The sequence below is a fragment of the Olivibacter sp. SA151 genome, from assembly GCF_054130995.1.
In genome coordinates this window covers 1,071,023-1,097,671 of record NZ_CP096391.1, presented here as the reverse complement: position 1 = coordinate 1,097,671, position 26,649 = coordinate 1,071,023, and the positions used below count along the sequence as shown (strand labels likewise).

Annotated in this window: 15 protein-coding genes; 10 read left to right on the top strand and 5 right to left on the bottom strand. The window is 42.0% G+C overall.

What is annotated here, in order from left to right:
• Nucleotides 1–123 precede the first annotated feature (123 nt).
• Nucleotides 124–753 carry an RNA polymerase sigma-70 factor gene (locus M1D52_RS04265; protein ID WP_157622169.1) on the top strand — a complete coding sequence of 210 codons (630 nt, stop codon included), beginning with the start codon at nucleotides 124–126 and terminating at the stop codon, nucleotides 751–753.
• Between the two features lie 29 nt (nucleotides 754–782).
• Here the strand turns inward: M1D52_RS04265 and M1D52_RS04260 are convergent, their stop codons facing one another.
• Both M1D52_RS04260 and M1D52_RS04255 read right to left on the bottom strand, forming a co-directional pair.
• Nucleotides 783–1,082, bottom strand: a complete 300-nt coding sequence (locus tag M1D52_RS04260) for a hypothetical protein (protein WP_437394265.1) — start codon at nucleotides 1,080–1,082, stop codon at nucleotides 783–785.
• A 162-nt stretch (nucleotides 1,083–1,244) separates the two neighbouring features.
• Nucleotides 1,245–2,591: a rhamnogalacturonidase gene (locus M1D52_RS04255; protein WP_437394266.1), complete on the bottom strand. Its 1,347-nt coding sequence runs from the start codon at nucleotides 2,589–2,591 to the stop codon at nucleotides 1,245–1,247.
• A gap of 188 nt (nucleotides 2,592–2,779) precedes the next feature.
• Between M1D52_RS04255 and M1D52_RS04250 the strand changes: the two genes are divergently transcribed.
• The 7 genes from M1D52_RS04250 (at nucleotide 2,780) to M1D52_RS04220 (ending at nucleotide 15,452) form a co-directional block, all read left to right on the top strand.
• Complete coding sequence (locus M1D52_RS04250; RefSeq protein ID WP_041387042.1) at nucleotides 2,780–3,799, top strand: FecR family protein; 1,020 nt, start codon at nucleotides 2,780–2,782, stop codon at nucleotides 3,797–3,799.
• Nucleotides 3,800–4,031: 232 nt separating this feature from the next.
• Nucleotides 4,032–7,253: a SusC/RagA family TonB-linked outer membrane protein gene (locus tag M1D52_RS04245; protein WP_041387865.1), complete on the top strand. Its 3,222-nt coding sequence runs from the start codon at nucleotides 4,032–4,034 to the stop codon at nucleotides 7,251–7,253.
• Between the two features lie 11 nt (nucleotides 7,254–7,264).
• On the top strand, nucleotides 7,265–8,944 hold the full coding sequence (locus M1D52_RS04240) for a RagB/SusD family nutrient uptake outer membrane protein (RefSeq protein WP_437394267.1): 1,680 nt from the start codon (nucleotides 7,265–7,267) through the stop codon (nucleotides 8,942–8,944).
• A gap of 65 nt (nucleotides 8,945–9,009) precedes the next feature.
• On the top strand, nucleotides 9,010–10,437 hold the full coding sequence (locus M1D52_RS04235) for a family 43 glycosylhydrolase (protein WP_437394268.1): 1,428 nt from the start codon (nucleotides 9,010–9,012) through the stop codon (nucleotides 10,435–10,437).
• Nucleotides 10,438–10,946: 509 nt separating this feature from the next.
• Nucleotides 10,947–13,874 carry a glycosyl hydrolase 115 family protein gene (locus M1D52_RS04230; RefSeq protein WP_437394269.1) on the top strand — a complete coding sequence of 976 codons (2,928 nt, stop codon included), beginning with the start codon at nucleotides 10,947–10,949 and terminating at the stop codon, nucleotides 13,872–13,874.
• Between the two features lie 211 nt (nucleotides 13,875–14,085).
• Nucleotides 14,086–14,346, top strand: a complete 261-nt coding sequence (locus M1D52_RS04225; protein ID WP_437394270.1) for a hypothetical protein — start codon at nucleotides 14,086–14,088, stop codon at nucleotides 14,344–14,346.
• A 62-nt stretch (nucleotides 14,347–14,408) separates the two neighbouring features.
• Nucleotides 14,409–15,452 carry a glycoside hydrolase family 28 protein gene (locus tag M1D52_RS04220; protein ID WP_437394271.1) on the top strand — a complete coding sequence of 348 codons (1,044 nt, stop codon included), beginning with the start codon at nucleotides 14,409–14,411 and terminating at the stop codon, nucleotides 15,450–15,452.
• A gap of 66 nt (nucleotides 15,453–15,518) precedes the next feature.
• Here the strand turns inward: M1D52_RS04220 and M1D52_RS04215 are convergent, their stop codons facing one another.
• The 3 genes from M1D52_RS04215 to M1D52_RS04205 form a co-directional block, all read right to left on the bottom strand.
• Nucleotides 15,519–16,898: a glycoside hydrolase family 88/105 protein gene (locus tag M1D52_RS04215; RefSeq protein ID WP_437394272.1), complete on the bottom strand. Its 1,380-nt coding sequence runs from the start codon at nucleotides 16,896–16,898 to the stop codon at nucleotides 15,519–15,521.
• Nucleotides 16,899–17,085: 187 nt separating this feature from the next.
• Nucleotides 17,086–18,966, bottom strand: a complete 1,881-nt coding sequence (locus M1D52_RS04210) for a RagB/SusD family nutrient uptake outer membrane protein (RefSeq protein WP_437394273.1) — start codon at nucleotides 18,964–18,966, stop codon at nucleotides 17,086–17,088.
• Between the two features lie 12 nt (nucleotides 18,967–18,978).
• Nucleotides 18,979–22,167, bottom strand: coding sequence for a SusC/RagA family TonB-linked outer membrane protein (locus tag M1D52_RS04205; RefSeq protein WP_437394274.1), 3,189 nt, complete (start codon nucleotides 22,165–22,167; stop codon nucleotides 18,979–18,981).
• A 330-nt stretch (nucleotides 22,168–22,497) separates the two neighbouring features.
• On the opposite strand from M1D52_RS04205, the gene M1D52_RS04200 reads away from it, so the two are divergent.
• Nucleotides 22,498–23,607 (top strand): glycoside hydrolase family protein, encoded by a 1,110-nt coding sequence (locus M1D52_RS04200; RefSeq protein ID WP_437394275.1) that lies wholly within the window; start codon nucleotides 22,498–22,500, stop codon nucleotides 23,605–23,607.
• A 47-nt stretch (nucleotides 23,608–23,654) separates the two neighbouring features.
• Nucleotides 23,655–26,546 carry a glycosyl hydrolase gene (locus tag M1D52_RS04195; RefSeq protein WP_437394276.1) on the top strand — a complete coding sequence of 964 codons (2,892 nt, stop codon included), beginning with the start codon at nucleotides 23,655–23,657 and terminating at the stop codon, nucleotides 26,544–26,546.
• Nucleotides 26,547–26,649 lie beyond the last annotated feature (103 nt).

Below are 26,649 nucleotides of genomic sequence, written 5' to 3'. Positions count from 1 at the left end.
TAATAACCGAAACTAACATAACGGTACAGGATGGAAAATCAGTTGAGATATATTTCTTTTGTATAACCAGAATTTATTTTCATAAACCGATAATCCTTGCCTTACAAGTCAAAAACGCAAAAATTGGAAAGAGATACACAGATATTGAAGTGTTGGAAGCAAGTGCTTTTTGAAAGCAATGTCAATGCCTTTGAAGCATTATTCCGCTTGACCAATGCCAATTTTATTAAATTCTGCCAACAGTATATTAGCGATCGGGAGACATCAGAGGAGATTGTTTCAGACGTTTTTGTAGATTTATGGCTTAATCGTAGTAAATTGGAGCATGTTAAAAAGCCCGAGGTCTATCTCCTAATTTGTGTAAAGAATAAAGCACTCAATCATTGGAAAAAAAAATCTTCCATGCAGTTAGTGTCACTAGACGAAGAAACAAACGAAATAATTGATGCCTATCGCCCCGACGAAGAACTGGAAAGGAAAGAACTTTTTATGCAGTTAGATCGGGCGATAGGCTCTTTACCCCATCAATGCCGCGTCATCTTTAAGCTCGTTAAGGAAGATGGAATGAAATGTGCTGAAGTGGCTGAAATTTTGAATATTTCGGTACGCACGGTTCATGCTCAAATCTATCGAGCGATGACGAAATTAAATAGCGTCATGACCAAGCACCAAGCGTCTGATGCTGCAATAATTATTAAAAACATTGCTTCAGCTATCGCTCTTTTTCTTTTTCTGCAGAGCAGCTGTTTTTGAAAAAAAGGATTTATTTAGTCAACCTTTATTTAACGTATGTTCTTTTCCTTAGATGAAAAGAACCAAAAATCAAGGCGGTGTAGGCTACCTTGCACCTGATTGCAAAGCATCCATTCCGCGTATTGGAGCCGTTTCACTTCCTCAATCCGCTTGGATACTGCGATATAAACAGACGTGCAAATGCTTTGCTGCTCGTTGCGTTGGTATCCTCCAAGGCCGTTTTTCCCACACACGGGGCCTTGTTGGCTGCCTGCAAAAGCCCTCCGTTCTGCTAAAATATCGCCTAGGAAGTTTGCGGCCTGCAAGTTGAAGCACTTCCATTGTAGCAAAGTTCCAAGCGATGAGTTTATTCACATATTGTTTATTTCATTAGGGGTTCATGAGCTCGCCTTGCTCGGTTTTGCGTCACTTTTTGCGGAAACCACGAAGTAGCATGAGTGCCTTTTAAAACAAACAATAACGAATAAAAGTGACTAAAGAAAAGGTTCCTTTTATTTCACCGCTTTCTTATCATTTACAATGATATTCTTCAATTGTAAACCTCTGATGAAGTCAAACACGACACCACTTTCATTCGGCGTTGAAACAGTTAAATTTTCAAACGTAAAATTGGAAAGCGTGTACTGTTTCGAAGATTTGATATGGAGGAAGCGATCACAAGCTACCTTACAGTTACGCATAGTCAAATGGCTCACGGAAGATTTGGGCTCCGGTTGCCCTTTCAAATCAAAAAACTGCGTCCATGCATCTATGGAAAGAAAGTTACGTGCAGTCCCGGTAATATCTTCTACCCATATATTTTTATGTTTTTGCGGTGTGTCGGGCCGCATCTTCAATCGAAGCACATAAGAGGTATTTTTCACAGTACAACGCCTCATAATGACGTTATCACTAAAAACCGATTCGCTACCCAATGTAAGAGACGGACAGTTTTCAATCGTATTGTCTTCTATGATGATATTGCGATTAGCCCCATTATTTGGGTCCTTATCGGCTGTCGGCCCTTTACCACCCTTTAAGCAAATACCATCATCATTTACTGATATATAGCAGTTTTTTATTAACACATTTTGGCATACATCTAGGTCAATGCCATCGGAGCTTGGCGCGCGAACCTCACTTCCATTATTTGAACCTGCAAGAATGCGCACACCCAAAATCTTTAGGTTTTCGCATTTGTAATAATGCGAGGTCCAGAAGGGTGAATTAAGCAACTGAACGCCTGATACCTGTACATTTTTACTATGCGATATGTATAATAGCCGCGGGCGCTGTTCGTCCATATTAGTACATTTCGGATTCCACTCGCGGCGAAGCCAGAACGCCTGCCAATAACGTAATCCATTGCCGTTGATTATCCCTTTTCCTGAAATCGTAAATCCATCCAAACCATCGGCATTGATCAAGGCCGCAAAATATTTCAGCGACTGTCCTTCAATACGGGTAGTAAGCACTTTAAAATCAGCAATATTGTCACTGCATTTGAGCGTTGCACTTTCGTCTAGATATAGATGTGTTTTAGGTTTGAAGAAGAGTGATCCCGTAAGGAAAACGCCTTTTGGAATAACAATAACACCACCACCATTTTCAGACGCCTTGTCAATAATTTTTTGGATACTTTCTGTTTGTACGAGGGTGCTATCGGTTTTTACACCATGGTCAGTAATGATATATTTTTCCCCGAGCGCATTCGCTTCGATCCTATTTGTATCTGAAAACCAAGCCGGAATAGGCGTTCCATCAGGAAAATTTTGCGCGAATAAATTCCCGGTATTTTTGAAACCAAGGAAATAGAAGAATAACACGAAAGCTAAAATGATCAGGTGTTTATATTGCATTTTTTCTAATGATTATAACAAGGTTAGTGCCTAGCTGCCATTTGCATTTATTCCAAAAAAAGGGTGTTCTTTTGTTAACTGCAACCTGTGCTGTCCTGATATATTTTAAAGAAATAACATTTTTTTATTTTCTTGTAGGTAATTTCTTCAAAAAATTTGTCCTCTCCATATACAGGTATAAACCGCATATGTCACAGGATCGATTCATAACATTGATAACAAAAGAATTCACCAATGAATTAACAGCATCGGAGGAGAGCGAATTAGCAGGCTTGCTCCAAGATCCTTTGCTTAAGGCGCGGTATGATTTGTTCAAAGCTTATCTATCTAATAATCAATCCGACCACTCATCGGACGAGCGTGTCTTTAACAAGATCCGGACGAAAATCGCACAGCAGGAAGCGTTCCCTATTTCTTCGCAAAAAAGTAAGAACAAACAGTATCTATGGAAAGTTGCTGCCGCCGTTTTTGTGCTTATTATAGCTTCTATTGCAATTATGACCTATCTCGTCGGAATTTCTACGCGGCAAATTGCCTACACTGAACGAGCAGCTAAGAAAAGTTTTACTTTACCCGACGGAAGTAAAGTAGTCTTAAATGCGGAAAGTAAGCTCATCTATCCCAAAACATTTAAGGATAAGCAACGACAGGTTACCTTGGTGGGAGAGGGTTTTTTTGACATTGCTAAAGACCCCAAACATCCCTTTATTATCCATACCGAACAAATGGATATCAAGGTGCTGGGAACATCGTTTAACCTTAAATCTTATCCTGATGACCCGTTTAGCGAAACAACCTTATTGACAGGGGCTATAGAGGTAACGTTAAAGGATCGACCCGCTGACCGACTTACATTAATGCCTTCTGAAAAACTGATTGTCAGGAATCCGACTGCCAAAGATGAACTTCCGGAAAGCAAGTCGAGTGCCATAACCCAAATTACGCATTTACAAAAGATGGACAATACAGTAATAGAAACCTCATGGATATTCAATAAGCTTATTTTCGCAGAACAATCTTTTGTGGATGTATCCAAAATGCTCGAAAGAGCTTATGACGTAAAAATTGACTTCAAAAACCAACACCTGAAGCAACTAAAGTTCACTGGCCATTTTGAGCGGGAGTCGGTAACGGACATTTTAAATGCCCTACGTTTAGTTGAACCATTTTCTTACACCATGCAAGACAAAAAAATACTTATTTATTAAAACTACGAACAGCTAACCATTAACAAAACATTATGAAAACTGAATTAGGACCCGATTAAAAAGCAACGGGGACTCGCCATCCCCGCTACATTAAAGACGATTGTAATTAATGCAGACTGCTTTGACCGGGAGTCTGCTTTTGACCATCCTTAAGATTTTTAAAGTTATGAAATTTTTCAGACACCATCGAGGTGTTTCGGGGATTTATTGCCTCAAAAAGCCAATTCTTATTATGAAATTAACATTTGCATTGATTGTGTATTTCAACTTTCAAATGTTAGCAGCGGGATATTCCCAAACCAAGGTTACCTTAAATATCGGAAAGGCCGGTTTTAAGGAAATCATCTCGGAGATTGAGAAGAAAAGCAGCTATCGATTTGTATTCAGCGAAAGGAATATTCCTCTTAAACAATATGAGAATTATTCCGTGCAAGATAAAGATGTATTAACGGTTGTTAATGATCTCCTTAACAACACCCCGTTTACACTACAAATTTTACCCGATCAACTGCTAGCCATTGTTCCGAAAAATCCGATACGAGCCGATATTAAGATTACAGGTAAGGTTGTGGATGAAACCGGACAAGTACTAGCTGGTGCGACGGTAAAGGTAAAGGGTATCAACAGAGAGGTGTCAACGGATAGCAATGGTGCCTTTGTAATTGAAGCGGCCAGCGATGCTGTTTTGGTAATTTCCTACTTAGGCTATAATACGATAGAGATGCCTGTTGGGGGAAAAACATCACTCACTATACAGCTTTCGTCAGCCGGACAGGATCTGAATGAGGTGGTGGTTGTAGGTTATGGCACGCAGCGAAAAGCCGACGTTACCGGATCAATAGCCTCCGTAAGCTCAACCGCCATTGCACGAGCTGCTACCCCCGACGCTGCCGGTGCCTTACAGGGCCAGGCGCCCGGTGCGGTAGTGGTAAAAAATGTAGGGAAACCAGGTTCGGGTTACAACATCACTATCCGGGGGATCAGTTCTTTTAGTGGCCCAAGTTCACCTTTGTTTGTGATCGACGGAATTCCTACTACTTCGGGATTAAATGATTTGAACCCGGCAGATATTGAAAAAATAGACATTTTAAAAGACGCATCGGCTACCGCTATTTATGGCTCCCGCGGTGCTAAAGGGGTCGTTATTGTAACCACCAAACGAGGGAAGGAAGGAAAAACCACTATCTCTTATGATGGTTATATGGGAATAAGAAAGCCGGTTAATTTGCCCCGCATGTTCAACGGTCCGGAATATGTAGAGTTCCGTACCCAACAGTTTCTAGCGACGGGGAGAGATACCTCACGCACGAATGCAGCGTTTTTCACACCTGAACAATGGGAAAATATAGACGCAGGAAGGTTTACTGATTGGCCTTCTCTCTTGCTAAAAAATGGTTTGCAAATGAATCATAATATATCTGCAAGCGGAGGAGATGAGAAAACCCAGTTTGCTTTTGGCGCCGGTATACTAAGCGAAGAAGGCAATGTGAGCCCCGAAGATTTTAAACGCTATTCCTTCCGCGGAAGTGTTGACAGACAGATCAATGAGAAATGGAAAGCAGGCATGAGCTTCTATGCTGCACAGAACCTACAAAACCTAGGCAGTTATGAATCACTTCGTTCAGCGTATCGAATGCCACCTACTGTATCTCCTTACGACAACAATGGCAATAGGGTATTCCGTGTACTAGGAGGAGATGGGGTTATCAACCCTTTATTTGATCAAGAAAACGATATTCGTCAAAACCGATCCATTCGGGCATTTGGTCAACTTTATATTCAAGTAAAGCCTGTTGCCCACCTCACCTTAAAAACGACTTTTTCACCAAGCTTGGACATAGGCCGAGGAGGTTGGTATTTTGGTGCGCTATCCAAGGAGGGCGCAGGCAATGGAGGTTACGCGCAGGCAAGGGACTACGACACGAATGAACAAATAAACTGGCTTTGGGATAACCAAGCAACTTATGAGCGAGAGCTTAATGGAGGGCATAAATTGACCGTTACAGCCATACAGAGTATGCAGAAGGACCGCCTGGAAACCAGTGGAATCGATGTCTACAATTTACCTTATAATTCTTTGTGGTACAATGTAGGTTCGGCAACAAATACCGACTTCAACGGAACCTTCCGTGGACCTACCGTAAGTTCTGGCTATACAAAATATACTTTAGCTTCTGCACGGGCCCGTATTAATTATAGTTATAAAGATAAATATCTCTTAACCGCATCGGGTACATGGGATGGTTCTTCAAGATTTGCAGAAGGAAATCAATGGGGCTTTTTTCCTTCCGCATCTTTTGCCTGGCGATTGTCAGAAGAGAGCTTTGTCAAAAAAATAAATGCCATTAATGACTTGAAATTACGATTAAGTTACGGTGCTTCAGGAAACGACCGAATAGACTCCTACACCACACAGGCAACACTTGGAGCATCCACTTATTTTTTCGGAAATTCCCTTATACAGGGTTATTCTCCTAATCGTTTAGCGAACAAAGCATTAACTTGGGAAACGACGAAAGAAATCAATTTAGGATTAGATTTTGCTTTGCTACAAAACCGCATTTATGGAACGATCGACCTATATAACCGAAAAATCGACAATATTCTATTAAACCGCAATCTGCCGGCACCTTCGGGATGGAACTTTGTTACAGACAACTTGGGCAAACTGAGAAACAAAGGAATTGAAATCGGATTGAGTACCGTTAATATTCAAACAGACAAATTTTCGTGGAAAACCGATTTCGTTTTCGATGCTAACAAAAATGAAATACTGGAAACAGCCAATGGTAAAAACGATGACATTGGAAACCGTTTGTTTATTGGGCAACCCGTTCAGGTAAATTTTGACTACGTTTTTGACGGTATTTGGCAAGAAAGTGAACGAAGCCTTGCCGCACAATATAATCAACTCCCCGGCCAGGTCCGCGTAAAAGACATAGACAATAATGGTGTCATCAATGCCAGCGATCGGCAGATTATTGGTAAGCGAGTCCCCAACTGGACAGGTTCGATTGCCAATACTTTCCGCTACGGTAACGTGGACCTTTATGTACTGGCTTATACCCGACAAGGCGAGCAGTTTAGTAGCTCGTTTGATGGTTCTTTTATGAATTACAATCAGATTTATAACCAGGTAAAAGTAGATTATTGGACACCAAGCAGTCCCTCTCAGGCCCATTTTCAACCTGGTAACCCAGGTCCTTTTGTAAATGCAGCCTATTATCAAAAGACAAATTTCGTCCGAATCAGCAACATTACTTTAGGTTATACTTTTCCAAGCAGCCTTATCGAAAAGCTTAAACTAAACCGCTTACGGGTTTACGCAACGGCTACGAATCCATTTTTGTTTACTAATTACAAAGGATATGATCCCGAGTGGGCCATTCAAAACACTTATGGGACCGCTGTAAGTACTGCTACCTATCTTTTTGGGGTAAATCTTTCCTTTTAAAATTGAATCAAATGAAGAAGAAACTTATCATTATAGTTGTCATAATCTTTGCGGGATTCACTTCCTGTAAAAAATTTCTGACCGAAGAAAATTTAAGCGGCATTACTGCAGAAAATTACTACACTAATGCGGCCGGCTATGAATCATTAATCAACTCCTGTTATGCGTCGCTTAGGGGTATCTATAGCCCTAACCCTAATTTATTTGAATGGGGAACCGACATCACCACAAGAGGCGAAATAGAACTGGTAAGTGGGCAGGCGAATGAGGTCCCCGCCATTCAGCTTAACGAATACCGCTCATTAACCGCTGACAATGTTCCCATCGACACTTTTTTCACAGTAGCCTACAGAGGAATACAACGTTGCAATACAGCGGTTAATCGAGCGGAGGGTATTCCTGATTTAGCAGAAAACATCAAAAATAGAAGACTTGCGGAAGTACGTTTTTTACGCGCTTATTTTTATTATTTACTGGTCGAAAATTTTGGAAATGTACCTATTGTGCAGGAAGAGATCAGTTCGCCGGTTACGCATTTCGCTCCCAATTCTGAACAAGAGGTATATGATTTTATGATTGCCGAATTAAATGCCGTCTTACCTAATTTAGAGGCAAACCCCGCAAGCACAGAACCGGGAAGGGCAACGCAAGGGGCCGCCCGGCATTTGCTTGCATTGTTATATTTAACACGCGGATATAAATCCTTCGGTGAGGCGGCCGATTTTGAGCGTGCCGCCCAACTGGCAGAAGAATTGATTGGCAGTTCTTATTACGCACTACTTCCAACTTTTGCCGAAGTATTTCAACCTGGTAATGAACTGAATAGAGAAATCATTTTCGCTGTTCAGTATGGAGCACAGCCGGGATACAATGGTAACGGCCAAAACATCCTATTCGGCTGGCGATATTGGCGCGAGAAAGGTTTTGACGAGGTAACCGGATTAAGAGATTACAACAGGCGGATTTCGAATTTTATGCCTACCCAGTTTTTGTACACCTTATACAATACCACCAAGGATTCTCGCTACGATGCCACCTTTTTAAGTCGGTTTTATGCAACCAAAACAGATGGGGCGATACAGGCCGGTGAGCTTCGTTATTATTTCCCCTACCCCGACCAACCTTTTACAACAGCCGATTCTATTGCCCTCAAGGCGTCCAATCCGAATGTTGAAATCATTCGGATTGATAAATGGAAGCAAGCTTTTAACAATGTAGGAGGATTAGAGAAGTTTCCTATGATCAATAAGTTTTATGATCCAAATGCCGGTCTTCCTTATAACAATGAATTTGCCTACGCAAGTACAAAAGACGTATTCTTATTTCGATTGGCTGAAACCTATTTACTAGCTGCCGAAGCCTATTTTAAGCTCGGCCAGCTCGACAAAGCAGCAGAAAAGCTGAATACGATCCGTCAACGTGCAGCAAAGCCCGGGCAGAACATGAACATCAGTGCTGCAGATGTAAGCATCGATTTTATTTTGGATGAAAAAGCACGCGAACAGGCCGGGGAGTACAAAAGGTGGTTGGATCTTAAACGAACACAACGCTTAGCTCGTGCATTCGAATATAATATTTTAACAAAAATGGCAAACCCGGGAGGTGTAGTAGATAAATACTATCTACGTCCTATTCCGCAATCCGTTATAGATCGCGATACGGAAGGTTACCCGCAGAACCCCGGTTACTAACGAAATGAATCCAAGGGAGATATGGTATGCTTGCTTGGATTCATTATATAACACCTAAAAACAAGATGTTAATCATAATTAGACGCTTGGCTCAATCCATATTAATAATAACATTTGTACTGAGCACATCCATCACCTCGGCACAAAGCAGAAAAGCCTATAATGCCATTCACTCCGGTATTCCTTGGATGGACAATCAAGGCAAAACCTTGAGTGCCCATGGGGCAAACATCGTAAGGGAAAACGGTAAATATTATCTTTTTGGAGAATACAAAACTGATTCTGCTAATGTATTTAATGGCTTTTCTTGTTATTCTTCTACCGACTTATGTAACTGGAAATTTGAAAGCATGGCTCTTCCCGTGCAGCCAGCAGGCAAGTTAGGACCAAACAGGGTGGGTGAACGACCTAAAGTCATGAAATGCCCAACAACAGGCGAATACATTATGTATATGCATGTGGATACATTGGGGTATAAGGATCAATTTGTGGGTTACGCCACTTCTCCAAAAATTACCGGCCCTTACATTTTTCAAGGAGCTTTGCTTTTCGAAGGTAATCCTATTAGGCAATGGGATATGGGTGCGTTTCAGGATCGGGATGGCTCCGGCTACATACTGGTACACGGTGGTGAAATTTATAAACTAGCTAACGATTATAAAAGTCTGAAAGAAAAGGTAAACGAAACCATGGCGTCCGGATTCGAATCGCCAGTTATCTTCCGCAAAGATAGTCTGTACTATTTTTTAGGTTCTAACCTAACGAGCTGGGAAAGAAATGACAACTATTACTTCACGGCTAAATCGCTACAAGGACCTTGGGTAAAAAGAGGTTTATTAGCACCGGTAGGTTCCCTCACCTGGAACTCGCAATGCACCTTTGTATTACCAATTGAAGGGACAAAAGACACTACTTATATGTATATGGGTGATCGTTGGTCTTTCCCCAAACAAAATTCTGCTGCTACCTATGTCTGGCAACCGCTGATTGTTGATGGTACCTCCCTATCCATTCCGGTATACTTGGAAGCTTGGAATGTCGATGTTTCAACCGGAATGGCATCGCCAACGTTGTTGGAAGGTACAACTATCGAAAGTGTTAATATGCACAGAATAAAGTATTCGGGCAATTGGCAACAAGACACCCTGTCTTCACGAAGTTCTGATGTAAAAGGAGCTTCTTTCTCCATACAGTTCCAAGGTACGCAGGTTGGTTTTTATGGGGTGGCACGCCCCAATGGAGGCTATGCGCTTGTAAAACTTCGAAATAGCAATGGACAAACCGTGTTTTCTTCTATCGTTGATATGTACTGCAAATACCCCATTTCAACGCTCAAATTTCTGAGTCCTCGTCTTTCAAAGGATGATTATACCTTGACAGTTACCGTAATGGGCGAACGCGGCAACTGGTCAGACAAGCGAAAACGTCTTTACGGAAGTACAGGATACATGGTTTCACTGAATAAAATTGTAATTGATCAAAATGACCACTAATTGTAGCAAAGGCTTCGCTTTTTAACATACAGATGAAGGTGTTTATATTAAAAGAACTTTTTGTTTTTCTTTTTCCCGCAAAAAAGAAACTAAAACCGACCGTAGGGAGCTCATGAGCGCCAAAAATGAACGGAACGCAAATAAACTCGCCACTTGGATCTCCTGCTGCAATGGTAGTGCATCAACCTGCAAAACCGCAGGATATCCGATGTGGCATTTCAAGTAGAACGGGGGGTTCCTGCGAATAACCAAAAAGGTATCGAGTGTCGGAAAAACGGCCTTGGGTTTATTCGCCCTTGTTTATTTAAAAAGGTGCTCATGAACTCATCACTACGTTCTTCGGTTTGTTCAACTTTTTGCCAAGAAACCTTCCGTAGGGAAGCTTGAATGCCTTTAAAAGTTAACAAATGATTAAAAAGGTTCCTTTTTTAGATTTTAAAAGCGAGATTTCTGTCAGTTGGAGCAATTTTATTGAAAATTAATCAATGTTTAATGTAACATTACTAATAATGAATTTGAAAAAAAGTTTTTGTTTACTCATTCTCGTATTAACGATTTCCACCTGTGCCATAGCGCAAGACGATCTGTTTCCGTTCGTTACCAAAACAGACAAAGTATTGATTCTATACGATAAACAGGCTCCTAAACTAGATTCAATTATCGCGAATCTGCTTGCCGAAGATATCGAAAGAGTCACATCTTGCAAACCGCGGGTGTTTACCGAACTTTCCCAAGTAAGTGGAAACGTTATTGCTATAGGCAGTATACAATCTGCGATGATAAGAACAGTACTGCATAAAGACAATGACTTTACAGAAAAACTCAAGGGCAAATGGGAAAGCTTTGGATTAAATATCATAAATAAACCGACCAAAAACATATCGAAAGCACTGGTAATTGCGGGGAGCGATCCGCGCGGTACGGCATTTGGTGTATTTACGATCTCCGAGAAAATTGGCGTCTCCCCTTGGTACTGGTGGGCAGATGCGCCTGTAAAAAAGAGCAAAGAATTGATATTAAAACAGAAAAGTTATGTTTCGAAGCCACCTGCTGTTAAATACCGAGGAATCTTTATTAATGACGAGGACTGGGGATTACAACCTTGGGCGGCAAAAACTTTTGAGCCTGAAACCGGTGATATTGGCCCTAAAACCTATGCTAAGGTATTCGAATTATTATTACGGTTAAAAGCAAACCTTATATGGCCTGCTATGCACCCGAGTACGAAAGCCTTCTTTCATTACCCAGGTAATCGAAAAACGGCCGAAGACTATCAAATCGTTATCGGTTCCTCTCATGCTGAACCGATGCTCCGCAATAATGTAGATGAGTGGGACACAAAGGCGATGGGACACTTTAACTACCTTACTAACAAGAAGAGAATCCTTCAATATTGGGAAGGACGAATACAAGAAAGCAAAGGGATTGATGCTATTTATACACTAGGTATGCGTGGTATTCACGACGGCCAAATGGAGGGTGTGAATGATTTGAAAGAGGCTGTCCCTTTGATACAAAGTATCATCCATGAGGAAAGAACCTTGCTTTCCAAGTATATTAATAAGGATGTAACAGCCGTACCGCAAGTTCTTACTCCCTATAAAGAAGTACTGGAGATATATGACCATGGCTTAAAGGTGCCCGATGATGTAACTTTAGTATGGCCCGACGACAATTATGGCTATATTCATCGACTGAACAACGAACAGGAACGGAATCGTACAGGAGGTGCCGGCGTTTATTATCACGCCTCCTACTGGGGCCGTCCCCACGACTATCTATGGCTGCCATCAATGCATCCAGCCTTAATGGCTGAAGAAATGATCAAGGCATATGAAACGGGTGCCCGTACCTTATGGGTACTTAATGTAGGCGATATTAAACCGCAAGAATATAACATACAGCAATTTTTGGACATGGCATTTAACCCCGCTCCCTTTCAAGATGGCAAGTATACGCAACAACACTTATTGCACTGGACGCAAAGTATTTTCGGAGCGGAAAAAGCACCGTTAATTCAATCGATTCTTTGGAAGTACTATCAGCTAGCATTTGAGCGTCGTCCTGAGTTTATGGGATGGAGCCAGACGGAACCCAATACCGAGACTACATATACCGATTTTAATCATTTTTACTATGGAGATGAAGCGCAAAAGCGGATCGATCAGTACCAAGCATTGGAGTTAGCAGTTAGTGATTTGCGTAAACAGATATCCCCCCACGACGCCGATGCTTTTTTTCAACTGGTATATTATCCGGTGATTGGCGCCTCACAGATTAATAAAAAGTTCTTGTACCGCGACAAAAGTTATTTCTACTCCAAGCAAAATAGAATTAGCGCTCATGAATATGCCCGATTGGCAAAGAAGGCTTACGAACGAATCATAGTGGAAACAACAAATTACAACACAAAACTAGCCAAGGGGAAATGGAAACATATCATGTCTATGAAACCACGAGATTTGGCCGTATATCAAGAACCGGTTATAGCCACTATTCATATCGATAGCGTCGACGTTTGGGACATAGCTCCTGAAGGTTTGGTGACAAAAGATTCTTCTCTATTAACGAATCAGCCTCGGTTATCTTTACCTCCCTTTGATGTGTTCAATAAGCAGCGGTATTTTGTTGATGTTTTCTTAAAAAAGAGCCAGCCTATGCAATGGAAAGCCTCCGTTTCGCACCCGTGGATTCGATTATCAAAAATGAACGGACAGCTTTTTCCTGATTCGGGAAAAAATCAAGTGCGTTTGTGGGTAGATATTGATTGGAAAAACATAAATAAAAAAGAAAGCGTACCCGGTAGCATTACGATCACGGGGGGTGGCAAGCAAATAGTGCTTTCATTATCAGCCAGTAATCCTGCCATGCTACAGCTAGCTAACTATAAGGGTTTTGTTGAAAACAATGGTTTTGTTAGTATACACGCCAATCATTTTAATCGACAAAATAGTCAACAAGCAAAACAGTGGAAAGTGATCCCAGGCTTAGGGTATACGGAAAATGCCATCCAGGCCTTTCCCTTAACGGTGGAAGGAAATGTCACAACCGATCTCGATGCGATGAAGAAAAATGGTACGTTTGTCGCGTATGACTTTTACAATTTTACGGAGACCAATCCTTCCGTTACCATTTTTGCTTTACCTACACATCCCATCAACAATAACTATCAGGTCCGTTATGCCGTATCCATTGACGACGGCCCTTTAAAAATGGTCGATATCCGAACGGTCGGAAGAAGCGAGGAGTGGAAACAAAATGTCTTGCGAAACCGGGCCGAGCGAAAAATTGAGATGCCTTTTTTGAAGACCGGCAAACATCAGCTGAAAATTTTCTGTGTGGATCCAGGCGTTATTATAGATGAAATCCGTATAGATTTAGGCGGCTTAAAGAAGGCTTACCGTACTGTTCCCGAAACATATATCAAAAAGTTATGAGCTTCCTGCCTAACAGAACATGACAGTGATAAGCTTTAAATCGCTTTTCTTTGAAGTGAGACCTATTGTTTCTTGTTGAATTGTTAACTAGTTGAGTTATTAATAGCAGCCCTGGCAGGTGCAGTAATATAACATATATGGATTTGCTGTCGTGAAGGCACATAACGCAACGATTTGTTTGGAATGAAATAAATGAGTTATCTTAAATAGTATGGAAAAATTCTTTGTCTATCTTCTATGTTTACTGCCTATTTTCGTTTGCGCCGGCAATGACACGGAAACCGAAGTTACCTTAGATAAGCGAAAAATAAAGACTCCTTTCGGCGTTGTTTCTGTTGAAAGTCCAAATTTTAGTAGCTGTGAGCGACTGCCAATTACCGATTACGGCGCGCTACAGGGCAATCAGCAGCTACTTCAAAAGCCATTACAACTGCTATTGAAAAAGCCCATAAGCTTGGGGGCGGTATTGTAGTTATACCTGCCGGCGAATGGCTAACCGGGAAAATTCACCTGAAAAGCAATGTAAATCTTCACTTGGATAAAGGTGCTCTTCTTTTATTTTCGGAAAATCCTGCTGATTATTTACCCGCTGTTCATAGCTCTTGGGAAGGTATGGAATGTTATAATTATTCACCACTCATTTATGCCTATGAATGTAAAAATATAGCCATTACCGGCCAAGGTGAGATCAAAGCTAAAATGGATGTATGGGAGACGTGGTTTACACGACCCAAACCACATATGGAGAGCATTAAACGACTATATAATTTAGCCTCCGCTTATACTCCTTTGGAGCAAAGACAAATGGTGAATGACACCGCGCACCTACGTCCACAGTTCATCCAGTTTAATCGAAGTGAAAACGTCCTATTGGAAGGCATTTCCATTACCAATAGTCCTTTTTGGACCATCCACACCTATCTATCGAAAAATATAATAATTCGTAACCTAAATGTATATGCACATGGTCATAATAATGACGGTGTAGATCCAGAGATGAGTCAAAATGTATTGATAGAAAATTGCGTATTTGACCAGGGCGACGATGCGATTGCTATAAAATCTGGCAGGAATCCCGAAGGTTGGCGACTGAAGGCCCCGTCAAAGAATATTATAATCCGCAATTGCACGGTAAAAAACGGGCATCAACTGATCGCTATTGGCAGTGAGCTTTCCGGAGGTATTGAAAATGTATTCGTGGATAGTTGTGTAGTGATGGACGGGGCAAAATTAAACCATTTGCTCTTTATAAAAACCAATGAACGCATGGGTGGCTATGTCCGTAACATCTATGCCTCCAATCTTCAGGCGGGACGAATAGAGCTCGGCATATTAGGAATTGAGACTGATGTTTTGTATCAATGGAGAAATTTAGTGCCTACTGTTGAACGTCGCCTAACGCCAATAAAAGACGTTTATTTAAACAACGTAACAGCTAAAAATGTGCAATTTGTTTCCAGGATATTGGGTCAAAAGGAGCTTCCCATAGAAAACATTGTTTTAAAAAACGTCGAAGGGAAAACAGTAGAAGAAGAAAAGCATATTCATGAAAATGTGTTAAACTTTCAACAGCAATAGTAAACCTTTATCAGGCATCCATTGAGGTGAACTGAACGTTAATGGATGCCTTTTATGTTTACGATTTTATTTAACCATCTGCACCGCACTGTCGTTAATTTCAAAGGGGTGCTGTTGTAACAAGCGATAGATCTCTGCACCCGCCAAGAGTACAGGGCCGTAGCCATGGGCAGCAAAATTGCTGATCGGACGATAATAGTAAAAGGCTGGATCGAAGCCCATCCCCGTTCCGACACATGTACCCTCTATCTGTCCTTGTTCCGTTACTTTTGTATTCACTGCATTCCAAGCAAGCAAAACCATGGGGCCATAAGCTTTCGCATCCAACCAACCTTTATTAATTGCTCTCGCAATACAGTAAGCATAGATGGCTGTTGCGGATGTTTCAAGGTACGAGTCATTACGATCCAGCAATTGATGCCAAAAGCCGGTTTTATCCTGCCTTTCGGCAAGCCCTACAGCATGGCGGCGAAGCTTTTCGAGCACTTCTGCTCTACCGGAATAATCAGCTGGCAATACGTCCAACAGTTCTACCTTTGTCATCAAAGCCCAACCATTTGCTCTGGCCCAATGAAACTGCGGATGCGGATCCATATCCTGCACCCAACCGTGCATATATAGCCCTTTTTCGGCATTAAACATACGCCCGGCAAATTGCTTATACTGTTTCAGTGCCTCGTCGAAATAACTTTTGTCTCCTGTTAATTTACCCATTTGTGCCAGCGCAGGCAGACTCATATATAAATCATCTAACCATAAGGTGTTAGGCAGAGGTCGATTACGTGCCAAGGTTCCATCTTGCAAACGGAATTCTTTGTGCAAGATGTAATCTACATAGTTCTCTACTAAGGGACGTAGAAGAGCTGGCTTAGCTCCTGCGTCCAAAGCTTTTATCATAGCGGCAGCCATGGACCCCGCGTCATCTAAGGCATGTGGCTCCAGTACACTCCGAACAGGGGTCGTAGCTTTTTTATGCTGACGAAGATATTTTTTATATTGCTCGGCAACAGCACCAATGAAATCAAGCCGCTTTATCGTATAATCTTTATACTTTTGATCGCCCGTTGCCAAAGCCACTTCCAACATACCGGTATAAGTCACCCCCCACTCATAACTGATTAGTCTGAAATCGCCAGGTTGAAAGATACTGTTGTCATTTGCCTGCCCTAGGTCGATTACCTTATTGGTAGACTTATCAACTAAAGCTGCGGGGGTTGTGGTATTTAAATATCGGTATATCCGATCCAAAGTGTTTTTCACCCCTTCCGGTTTTGTTTCACCATAAGGTATATCATAGCCGGGCTTAAGAAGATGCAAAGGTGCCGAGGCATCATTTCCGCCTTTACTGATATATTGTGCACTTAAGGATAAGGAAGACATACAGTAAAGCAGGCTTAGTGCACCCGATAATATGCCTGTTCGAAAAGGTTTCAATTTGAAGTTCATTACTAATTGGTTATATCAAATTTAAGTTTCATTTAAATACAGGCACAAGATAATCATTCCGACAAAGCTAACTGTCAGGGACTGTCCTGACGACGAAGACGTCCTACTTTAAAACGACGAAGCTGCCCTTAAGCAGCCTCGCCGAACCAACATGAACTAGAACAATATGTATGCAAAAAAGGGTTTCTTACCAGCCAGGGTTCTGCATCGCTTGTTTTTCTTCTGAAGTCAAAGAGGCGCCGTTACGTTGCACGGCATCCAGAAAACTTTGCGGGATAGGGCGTAACAAATGCTTCTCACGCACATTTGGTGCCGCCTCCGGATTGAATTGTTGATCACGTTCCACTAACGTTTTGGTACGTGACAGATCTTCCCACCGATGGAATTCGCCAAGCAACTCCCGTGAGCGTTCATTCAATATAAAATGGATGAAACATTGCGCCATGGAATTAGCTGAAGGAGGATACATTTCAGCAGCGGCTTGTGTTGTCCCTGGTGTAAAAGCAGCCTCCGTTACGATCATTTCGTTTTTTGTTGAACTTACTGTACCGGCGGGTACATTTTCAGCGCGATAGTAAACCGGCGTACGATTTTCACCTTCATTAAATCCTGCTCGCTGTCTCAATATATTGATATAGCGTAAAGCGGAACCGTAATCACCCTTCCTGCCATATGCTTCTGCTACTATTAAATAGGTTTCGCCAATACGGGCGATCATACCATCCCGTGTTCCAAACTGACTGGCGACAGTTGTTCTGAAAGGATCAATATATTTAGATAAAGAAAGATACTGGCTAATCGTCCAGTTAGATTTAACTTCTCCGTCATCAAGGTAGTAACGAACAAAAAGAGTAGGTGCAGATTTATTGATGGTTTCGGCAGTAAAACGGCTATCATTGCTGCTATTAGCGATGTAAACTACCGCGGTATCACCAAGATTAAATTTAGCCTGTCCTATCAGGTTAGAACTCGGCGCATTAGCTTCAGTCCATTTAGGTAGCGTATTTGCATTATTGGCAAGGTACGCGAATTTAAAACTCTTATAAAATCGAGAATCAATCTTTCTATTAAAAATATCAAGCGCGTAATCAGTGGGTCTTAATCGTTGAAATTCCCGACCATTCGCAATATCCCTTACCATACCTGGTAGTGTTTGATAAATCGAAAGAAAGTAAAGGTGCGTTTGATTACCGTAGCGTCCGGCCAAGGCATCTTGGTTATCAAACTGCGCTGCCAAAATAATTTCCGAATTCGTTTCATTTACGTCATTCACTTTGGTATAGCGAAATAAATCAGCATAATCGGAGGCTAATTGATAGGGAGAGTTATTTATAACCTGCTCTCCGTAATAGATGGCACTATCTAAGTCGGTCTGTTTACTAAAAGATGCGTTCAATTCACTGGCTCGATAGAGGTATGCCTTAGCCAAGCAGTGTTGTGCGGCAGCCTTTGTAATACGACCAACTTGTGCGGCCGTGCTAGGCAATAAATCCACAGCTCGTCTAAAATCACTTATTATCTGCGCATAAACTTGCTCTGCGGGTGCCCGGACAAAATCGGTTTGCAAACTTTCGGATGGTTCCAGTTTTAACGGAACACCGCCAAACTGTTTTACCAGCTTAAAATAGTCGAATGCCCGCATAAAATAACATTCGCCCAAGCGCGTATTCTTCTGCTCTCCGTCCGGATAAACACCGGGTATGTTTTTAATACCGGTGTTGGCGGTATTAATATTAGCGTACATATTATCCCACACGTTAGCGAATTCCCCGACAGTCGGATCCAATACACTTGAATAAGTATTGAAATGTACTTTGTCCAAGCCGCCGCCATTCGTAAATTCGTCAACACCATAGTTAGTGGTCGTATAAGCCCATTCATAATTAAAATGAAAGCGCAATCCATCATACATACCAACCACCAAGCTTTCTAAACCCTCCACGGTTTGATAATGTTGATTAGTCAGTGTGGCTACGACCTCTTCTTCTAAAAATTTGGAGCAAGAACTGGGTAAGATCGTGCTTGCCAACAGCAAGCCTATATATATTTTGTTATTAAGAGTCTTCATAATTAGGTCTACTTAGAAGGTAACATTAAGTCCAAGAACAAAACTTCTTGATGAAATTGATGAATTGATATCAGGATCTATAAAACCGTTCCTTGCATAGATATACGGATTAATCATTTGCGCGTATAACTTTAAGTTGCTCATACGAAGCGTTTTTAACACGTTGGGCGCAAAATTATAACCTAAAGAAACATTCCTTAGTTTAATGAAAGATCCATTCTGGTAGTTCATAGACGAATAATGAATCGGCTGCCCACCATTACCATAATCTGCTCGCGGATAAGCGTTTGTAGGATTTTCCGGTGTCCAATAATCTACTTTTCGTGACGCGTAGCGCCCTTGCATATCCACCGCTCCTCCTTCGATCAAGAAGCCCCATCTCGCATAAAAGAAAAAGGACAATTCCCAATTTTTATAATTTAAGGTATTGGTTATACCGGCAGTCCAGCGCGGAAATCTGCTACCCAACACCTTCCGGTCATTATTGTTATCAATAATATAATCGCCATTTAAATCCGCCACGCGGATATCGCCGGCCTTATAAGTTGCACCGTTTTCATTAAATTTTGCCATTTCCGCGGCGTCGGCGGTTTGCCAAATGCCTATTTTCTCATAATCATAGTAAACAAATAAAGGTTGTCCGATAAAGAAGCTAGATGCCGGAAGATCGGATTCGCCATCGAGCAATTCGACAATTTCATCCTTGTTAGTAGCTATATTAAAATCAGTTAACCATTTGAAATTAGGTCGATCAATATTCATGGAAGACAGCGTTAACTCAACACCACGATTTTTAGTTTTACCCACGTTGTAATACATGGTGGTAAATCCATTTACAGTTGGAATGGGACGATTCATTAATAGATCACTCGTTTTAGACATATAGAAATCCAATGAACCATTCAGCCGATTTTTGAATAAACCAAAGTCGACCGCCGCATTCCATTGTGTGGTGCGCTCCCATTTTAAATCGCGATTGGCCATGGTTCCGGGGTTAGCAGCTTTTGGGTCCGATGGAATGTATCCCATCTCTACCTGATTGCCAAATACAATGGGCATTTCAATTAACCCGCCCATCGTGGTATAGGGATCAATCGCGGAGTTTCCGGTAGTACCTACTCCTACGCGAAGCTTCAATTGATTGACCCATGAGCTGTTTTCAATAAAGCTTTCCTGTTCCATTCTCCAGGCCAATGCCGCTGCGGGAAAAGATTGCCACTTATTACCAGGTGCTAAAACAGATGCTCCGTCCCATCGGTTAGAGGCTGTTAAAATATACTTATCGGCAAAGGTATAATTAACCCGAGCCATATAGGACATTAAGGTGTTTTTGGAATAACCCGAGCCCCAACCTTGCAATTCACCTCGAGCGGTTGAAGATAAATTGTACCACAATTGGCTGTTATAAGGCAAGTCGATAGCAGTCATGTCTGAACTTTCGGATCGATTCGATGTCATACTATGCAACAACGTGATGTCTAGGTTATGCTTTTCAGCAAAGGTTTTGTTGTAATACAAGAGATTATCCCATGTCCAGGCGATATTTTGCGTCTTATTAAGACGCGCATAATTAGTCGACGTAGAAGCACCACCTCCTCTAAGTATAGAGCGAGCATCTTGGAACTGGCCATTACGGAAATTTCTAAAATCAGGCCCATAGTTCATACGATATTTCAAACCATCGAATAATTTGAGTTCTGCATAAAAACTTCCCAGGGCGCGCAAAGCCGTTCGTTCATTAATTACATATTCATGTTCCAAAATAGGATTTACAATATTGATGTCGCCGCCCGGCAGGTAAATGTAGTTGCCCTGGTTATCATAAGGCACCGCATAGGGTAGCATACCTTGTGCCGCACCATAGATGGCATTAGCGGCCCGACTCCCGGATCCGGTATAGCCGTAGTTTTGAACAGACCATGTGCCATTAATCGACGCTCCCAGTGTAAACCAATTTGTTGGACGGAGCTCCAAACCCACTCTTCCGCTATAGCGTTTATAATCTTGCCCCTTATTAGTCCCTTTCTGATTAAGATATCCACCCGTAAAATTAGCAGTCATCTTATCAGATCCCATGGACACTCCCAGGGTGTGATCAGTTGTAAATCCTGTCTGCGTGACATAATCGGTCCAATCTGTGGTAGGAACCTGGCTTGCATCATACATGGGTACTTCATCAACGCCCCACTTCGCCTTCTCCTCAGCGGTAGTAGGCCGCATTTGAGCAATCAGATTATCCTTATCTACCCACGTATACCCCTTTGCAATGCTTTCCCAGGCATAGGGGTCAACCCCCAATATTCTTTTGTCCTGTACAGGATTTGGATACGGGGTAGTATAACCCGTTGTAGCATTGGTGGTAGAAACCGAACGAAAAGCATTACGTCGATATTCTGCATACTCACCCGCATTAAACATGGTGTTCAGATCGTTAATGCGTTCAAATGTATTGATAACGTTATAATTAATTTGTGCGGTCCCTTGCTTTCCTCTTTTTGTTGTGATCATAATGACACCATTTGCCGCTCGGGAACCGTAAACGGCTGTTGCGGAAGCGTCCTTTAGCACATCGATCGTTTCAATATCATGCGGGTTAATGGCATCAATCCCACCGGCTGATAACGGGATGCCATCTACCACATATAAAGGATTGTTAGTAGCCAGCAAAGACCGATTACCACGTACCCGGATACTTCCCATTTCACCAGGGCGCGCATTGGCAGATACATCGACGCCCGCAATTCGTCCTTGCATGGCCTGCAAGGGATTTTGGACAGGTAGCTGCTCAATCTGTTTACTGCCTATACTAGCAACAGCACCGGTCAAATTTTCACGCTTGACGACGTTGTAGCCTACCACGGCAACTTCCTCCAGTTGTTGTAAGTTGCTCGCCATCACGACTTGCATGGTCGAATTAACAATAGCTTGTTGAACTTCGTCGTAGCCTACATACCTAAATATAAGGGTTTGACCACGTTCGGCTGAAATAACAAAATTTCCTTTGTCATCTGTCTTTGATTGGGTGGTACCTCCCTTTAAAAAGACACTTACTCCCGGCAGGGGCTCTCCACTTGAAGCATCCTTTACCTGCCCGGATATCGGGGTGTTTTGCCGGGCAAAACTTCGAGCGGTAATAAGCATTAAGAAAATGCCAAGCAACAGGGTTAACAAAGCATTCGGTTGCAATAGGTTTTTCTTCATTTGTTGATTAATTAGTAAAATAATTGGTTTTGGTGTGTCTCAATAAATGTTAGCGAGACATTTACTAACGAAAGAACAATATTTGTTGAGTTGGCGCAACCTGCCCCATCCTGTGTTTTTTTAACGATTATACGTGTAAATGGATCAAGAAAAAAAAGGAAACGTTTTAGCAGAGGAGCGCTTAAACACATAAAAAATCTACGCAAACGATTCCGGAGTTCACGATATAAGAATGCATAACAGTACAGGATGGATTTAAGCTTGGAAAATCTTTCTTTTGAAAGATAACCAATGGCTTTATAATCTTAAGATCGTAGCGTTGACCTGATCATGAATAAAAACACCTTGTTATTAACACGTCACTTTATTTTATTGACCATTTTAGTATTCAGCAGTACCGGCATCGCATTATCGCAAACGGTGAAAGCTACTAGAAAGGACGAGTTATCTAAGATTCGCTTAAAACGTATCGGAGAGTTTGAGCAACCGGTCATTGGTCCAAACCACCCTGATGTTTTATCCAGTAAAAATCGGGCAGGCTTTGAAACAGGACAAGTGGTAAAAATCGATGGTACTTATCATATGTTTATTAATGAGATGTTTGAACGGCCACATCGGGATATGCGAATTGCTTATTGGACAAGTGGGGACGCTATTCATTGGAAACGCCAATCTACACTCGTCGAAAGTATTCCCGGACGGAGCCCATCCAATCCGCGATCAGAAGTATGGGTCACCGCTGTCGAATTTAACGAAGATGAAAATGCCTGGAACATTTTTTATGTAGCTTATCGCGCGGGCGATAAAACCAAAGACGAGATCGAGGGAAATGACTATGCGGGCCGGATTTGGCGAGCCAAATCAGTTATACCCGGCCGCAAAGGTATTGCCGGCCCTTATGCCGATATGGGTATCGTGCTACAACCGGATGAAAACTCGCAACCGTGGGAAGGTCAGCAGGCCGTAGCGACCTTTAATCCCTATAAAGTGGGTGATCGATGGTATGCTTTTTACGACGGGCACAATCATGTACCCCAAGGACCGTGGCCTACCGGTATGGCAACGGCAACCAAGCTGAGTGGGCCTTGGACAAGAATGCCGGAAGGACATAATCCGATCCCTTTAACGGAGATTTTTAACGAAAATGCTCAGGTTACTGAGTTGAAAGACGGACGTTATTTAACCGTTTTTGACTCATTTGGTGATCAAGAAATCGGCTACAGCCTTTCAACGGATGGCACACATTGGAATCATGAGACACGCATCAAGGTGCAATCTCAAAAGAATCTTTGGGGAGACCCGGGGGATCATGCCATGCGTACACCACTTTGCGCCATTGAAGAAGAAGACGGTACTTTTACGGTTATTTATACAGCGCTGACGTCCAAGAATGGTAAAAAGTTCTACGCTGTGGGCAAGTGCACACTTGGATGGGAATAAGACAAAAATTATTGTGTCATTTTTAGTATAAACCAGGAAAGCTCGTGATGTTCAAACCATTTTTAAGTATATCCCGAAAAGTAATTCTGTTGCTCGTAATGGCAGCTGCTTTTTTCAGTTTTCGTATAGAAAAACCGATAAAGGAAAAAGAAAATGGAAGAATTCACTGGCCCGAACTTAAACAAGAAGTAAAGCCATGGACGCGATGGTGGTGGTTCGGTAATGCCGTTACGGAAAAGGACTTAACGGCTGCCCTTGAAGCCTATAAACAAGCAGGATTAGGTGGCGTGGAAATAACACCGATTTATGGTGTGCATGGAGCGGAAGACCAATTTATCAATTTTCTCTCACCCGCTTGGATGGACAAATTAAGCTACACTTTACAGGAAGCAAAAAGGCTGGGCATAGGAGTCGATTTAGCCAACGCTTCCGGCTGGCCTTTCGGCGGTCCATGGGTCGATGAAACAATCGCCTGTAAAAATATGGTTTCAAAAACATTTACTATTGAAGGCGGGCAAAAGGTAACGGAATCTATAAAATATGTACAGAAACCACTTGTACGTACTGCCGGTGATAAGAAGGTTGACATAAGGGAGCTAAAAGAACCCATCACTGCCAACAACAATCTACAAGCCTATGCTTTTGACCAGGTACGGTTTGAAAAAGAACTCCCGCTCATTTCGGTAACTGCCAATAAAATAACTAGCCAAGGCTTTGATGAGGTTATTGATTTAACCGACAACGTGATAAATGGCAGGTTGGAGTGGACTGCTCCGAATGGCAAATGGCTAGTGTGTGCTCTTTTTCAAGGCGACCATGGAAAAATGGTGGAACGTGCAGGACCAGGCGGCGAGGGCAACGTGATCGATCACTTTTCGGCAGAAGCACTTGAAAAATATCTGCTCCAATTTGACAAAGCCTTTAAAGGATATGATTTGAGTTACCTCCGTTATTTCTTTAATGATTCATATGAAGTAGACGATGCACAAGGACAGGCAAATTGGACACCCGACTTTCTTACAGCATTTAAAAAAATGCGGGGGTATGACCTCCGCCAACATATCCCGGCTTTGCTGGGAATTGACACCGAAGAGAAAAATAAAAGAATATTGTACGACTACCGACTCACTGTTAGTGAACTATTATTGGAAGTATACACCAAAAATTGGCAACGTTGGGCCGCTAAACAAGGAAAGGGGATCCGCAATCAAGCGCATGGCTCACCGGCTAATGTACTTGACTTATATGCAGCCAGTGACATTCCTGAAATTGAAGGTACAGATATCGTCAATCTCAAAAGTGCTCCGTCCGCAGGGCATGTGACAGGAAAGAACTTAATTTCTTCCGAATCGGCTACCTGGTTAAACGAGCATTTTGAATCGAACTTAGGAGATGTCAAAACAGCCATTGATAAATTGTGGCTTGCCGGTGTGAATCATGTATTTTATCATGGCACTGCCTATTCTCCTCAAGACGCTACATGGCCCGGATGGCTTTTTTACGCGGCCGTACATTTTACACCTAATAATAGCCTTTGGGATCATTTCGGTGCTTTTAATCAATATGTAGCAAGAGGACAGGCCTTCCTACAAGCCGGCAAACCCTCGAACGATATCTTACTTTATTTTGGTGTATCCGATCTTTGGTCTGAAACGGGCAAAAGTATGCTCCATCATTTTCATTCCAACCGCTTCTTTGATGAACTATCACTAAAAGCTTGCGGAACTTATTTAAGTGAGCACGGTTATAGTTGGGACGCCATTAGTGATAAGCAGTTATTGGATGTTGAGTACCAAAATACCGCTTTGCTTATTGGTAGCAATAGTTATAAAACCATTGTAGTGCCTGAAACACACCATATGCCAGTCGCGACTTTTGAAAAGCTAATGATGCTTGCGCAAAAGGGAGCAAGCATTGTGTTTCACAAAAACTTGCCAACTGACGTACCAGGTTTCGCCAATTTGACTGAAGCTAGGCAACGAATGCAGTTACTAAAAGAAAAGCTCGCTTTCACAGGATATCAAGGCAGCCAAATAGCGAAATATGGAAAAGGCCAAATCGTCCTGAGCGAAGGGTTAGTTGACTTAAGCGGGCATACCGACGTTGTCCCGGAAAGGATATATGCCGTTGGACTTCAAAGTATCCGGAGGGTGAAAGAAGATGGTAACTATTATTATTTTATCCACAATCCATTGCAGTCGCCTTTTGAAGGTTGGATCACCTTAAATGCAGACTATCAATCGGCTGCCTTATATAATTTGATGACAGGTATTGATGGTTACGCCAAGACACGTCGGCATGGGAATCAGGCAGAAATCTACCTTCAATTAAAACCCGCTGAATCGATCGTATTAGAGACTTTTAAAGGCAGCTACAAAGGCAACCATTACCCTTACTATGAAGTGAGTGGCAATCCAATTCCATGCTCAACTAATTGGCAAATAAACTTTATAAAAGGTGGTCCCAGGCTTCCAAATAGCCTATATGCAAAAGAATTGCAATCGTGGACAGATTATGGAGAAGCTTATACAAGCTTTTCAGGAACCGCAACCTATAAAACAAAAATCCCGGCACTTCCTACTAAAGCTGATGCCTGGCGCTTGGATCTTGGCGAGGTACACGAAAGTGCTGCCGTATACTTAAATGGTAGATATCTAACAACGTTGTTCAGCACACCCTACAGTTTAGAAATTCCAAGTGATCAACTGAAAGGCAATGATGAATTGGAGATAAAGGTATCGAATCTTATGGCTAACCGAATTGCTGATCTCGACAAAAGGAACGTTCAGTGGCGAATTTTCTACAATACAAATTTTAACGCACGGAAGAAAAAAAATATGGGCGAAGATGGAAAATTTACAGCGAAAAATTGGACACCAAAACCATCCGGTCTTATAGGCGAGATTACATTAACTCCATTAACTCTTTCCGGTAATTGACATTTGTTATCAGTACTCAGTACGACCGGAACAGGCATGCTTTTTCTATATTCTTTTAAATTTTATTCTGCTAAAACGTATTAACAATTCACTATATACAAGT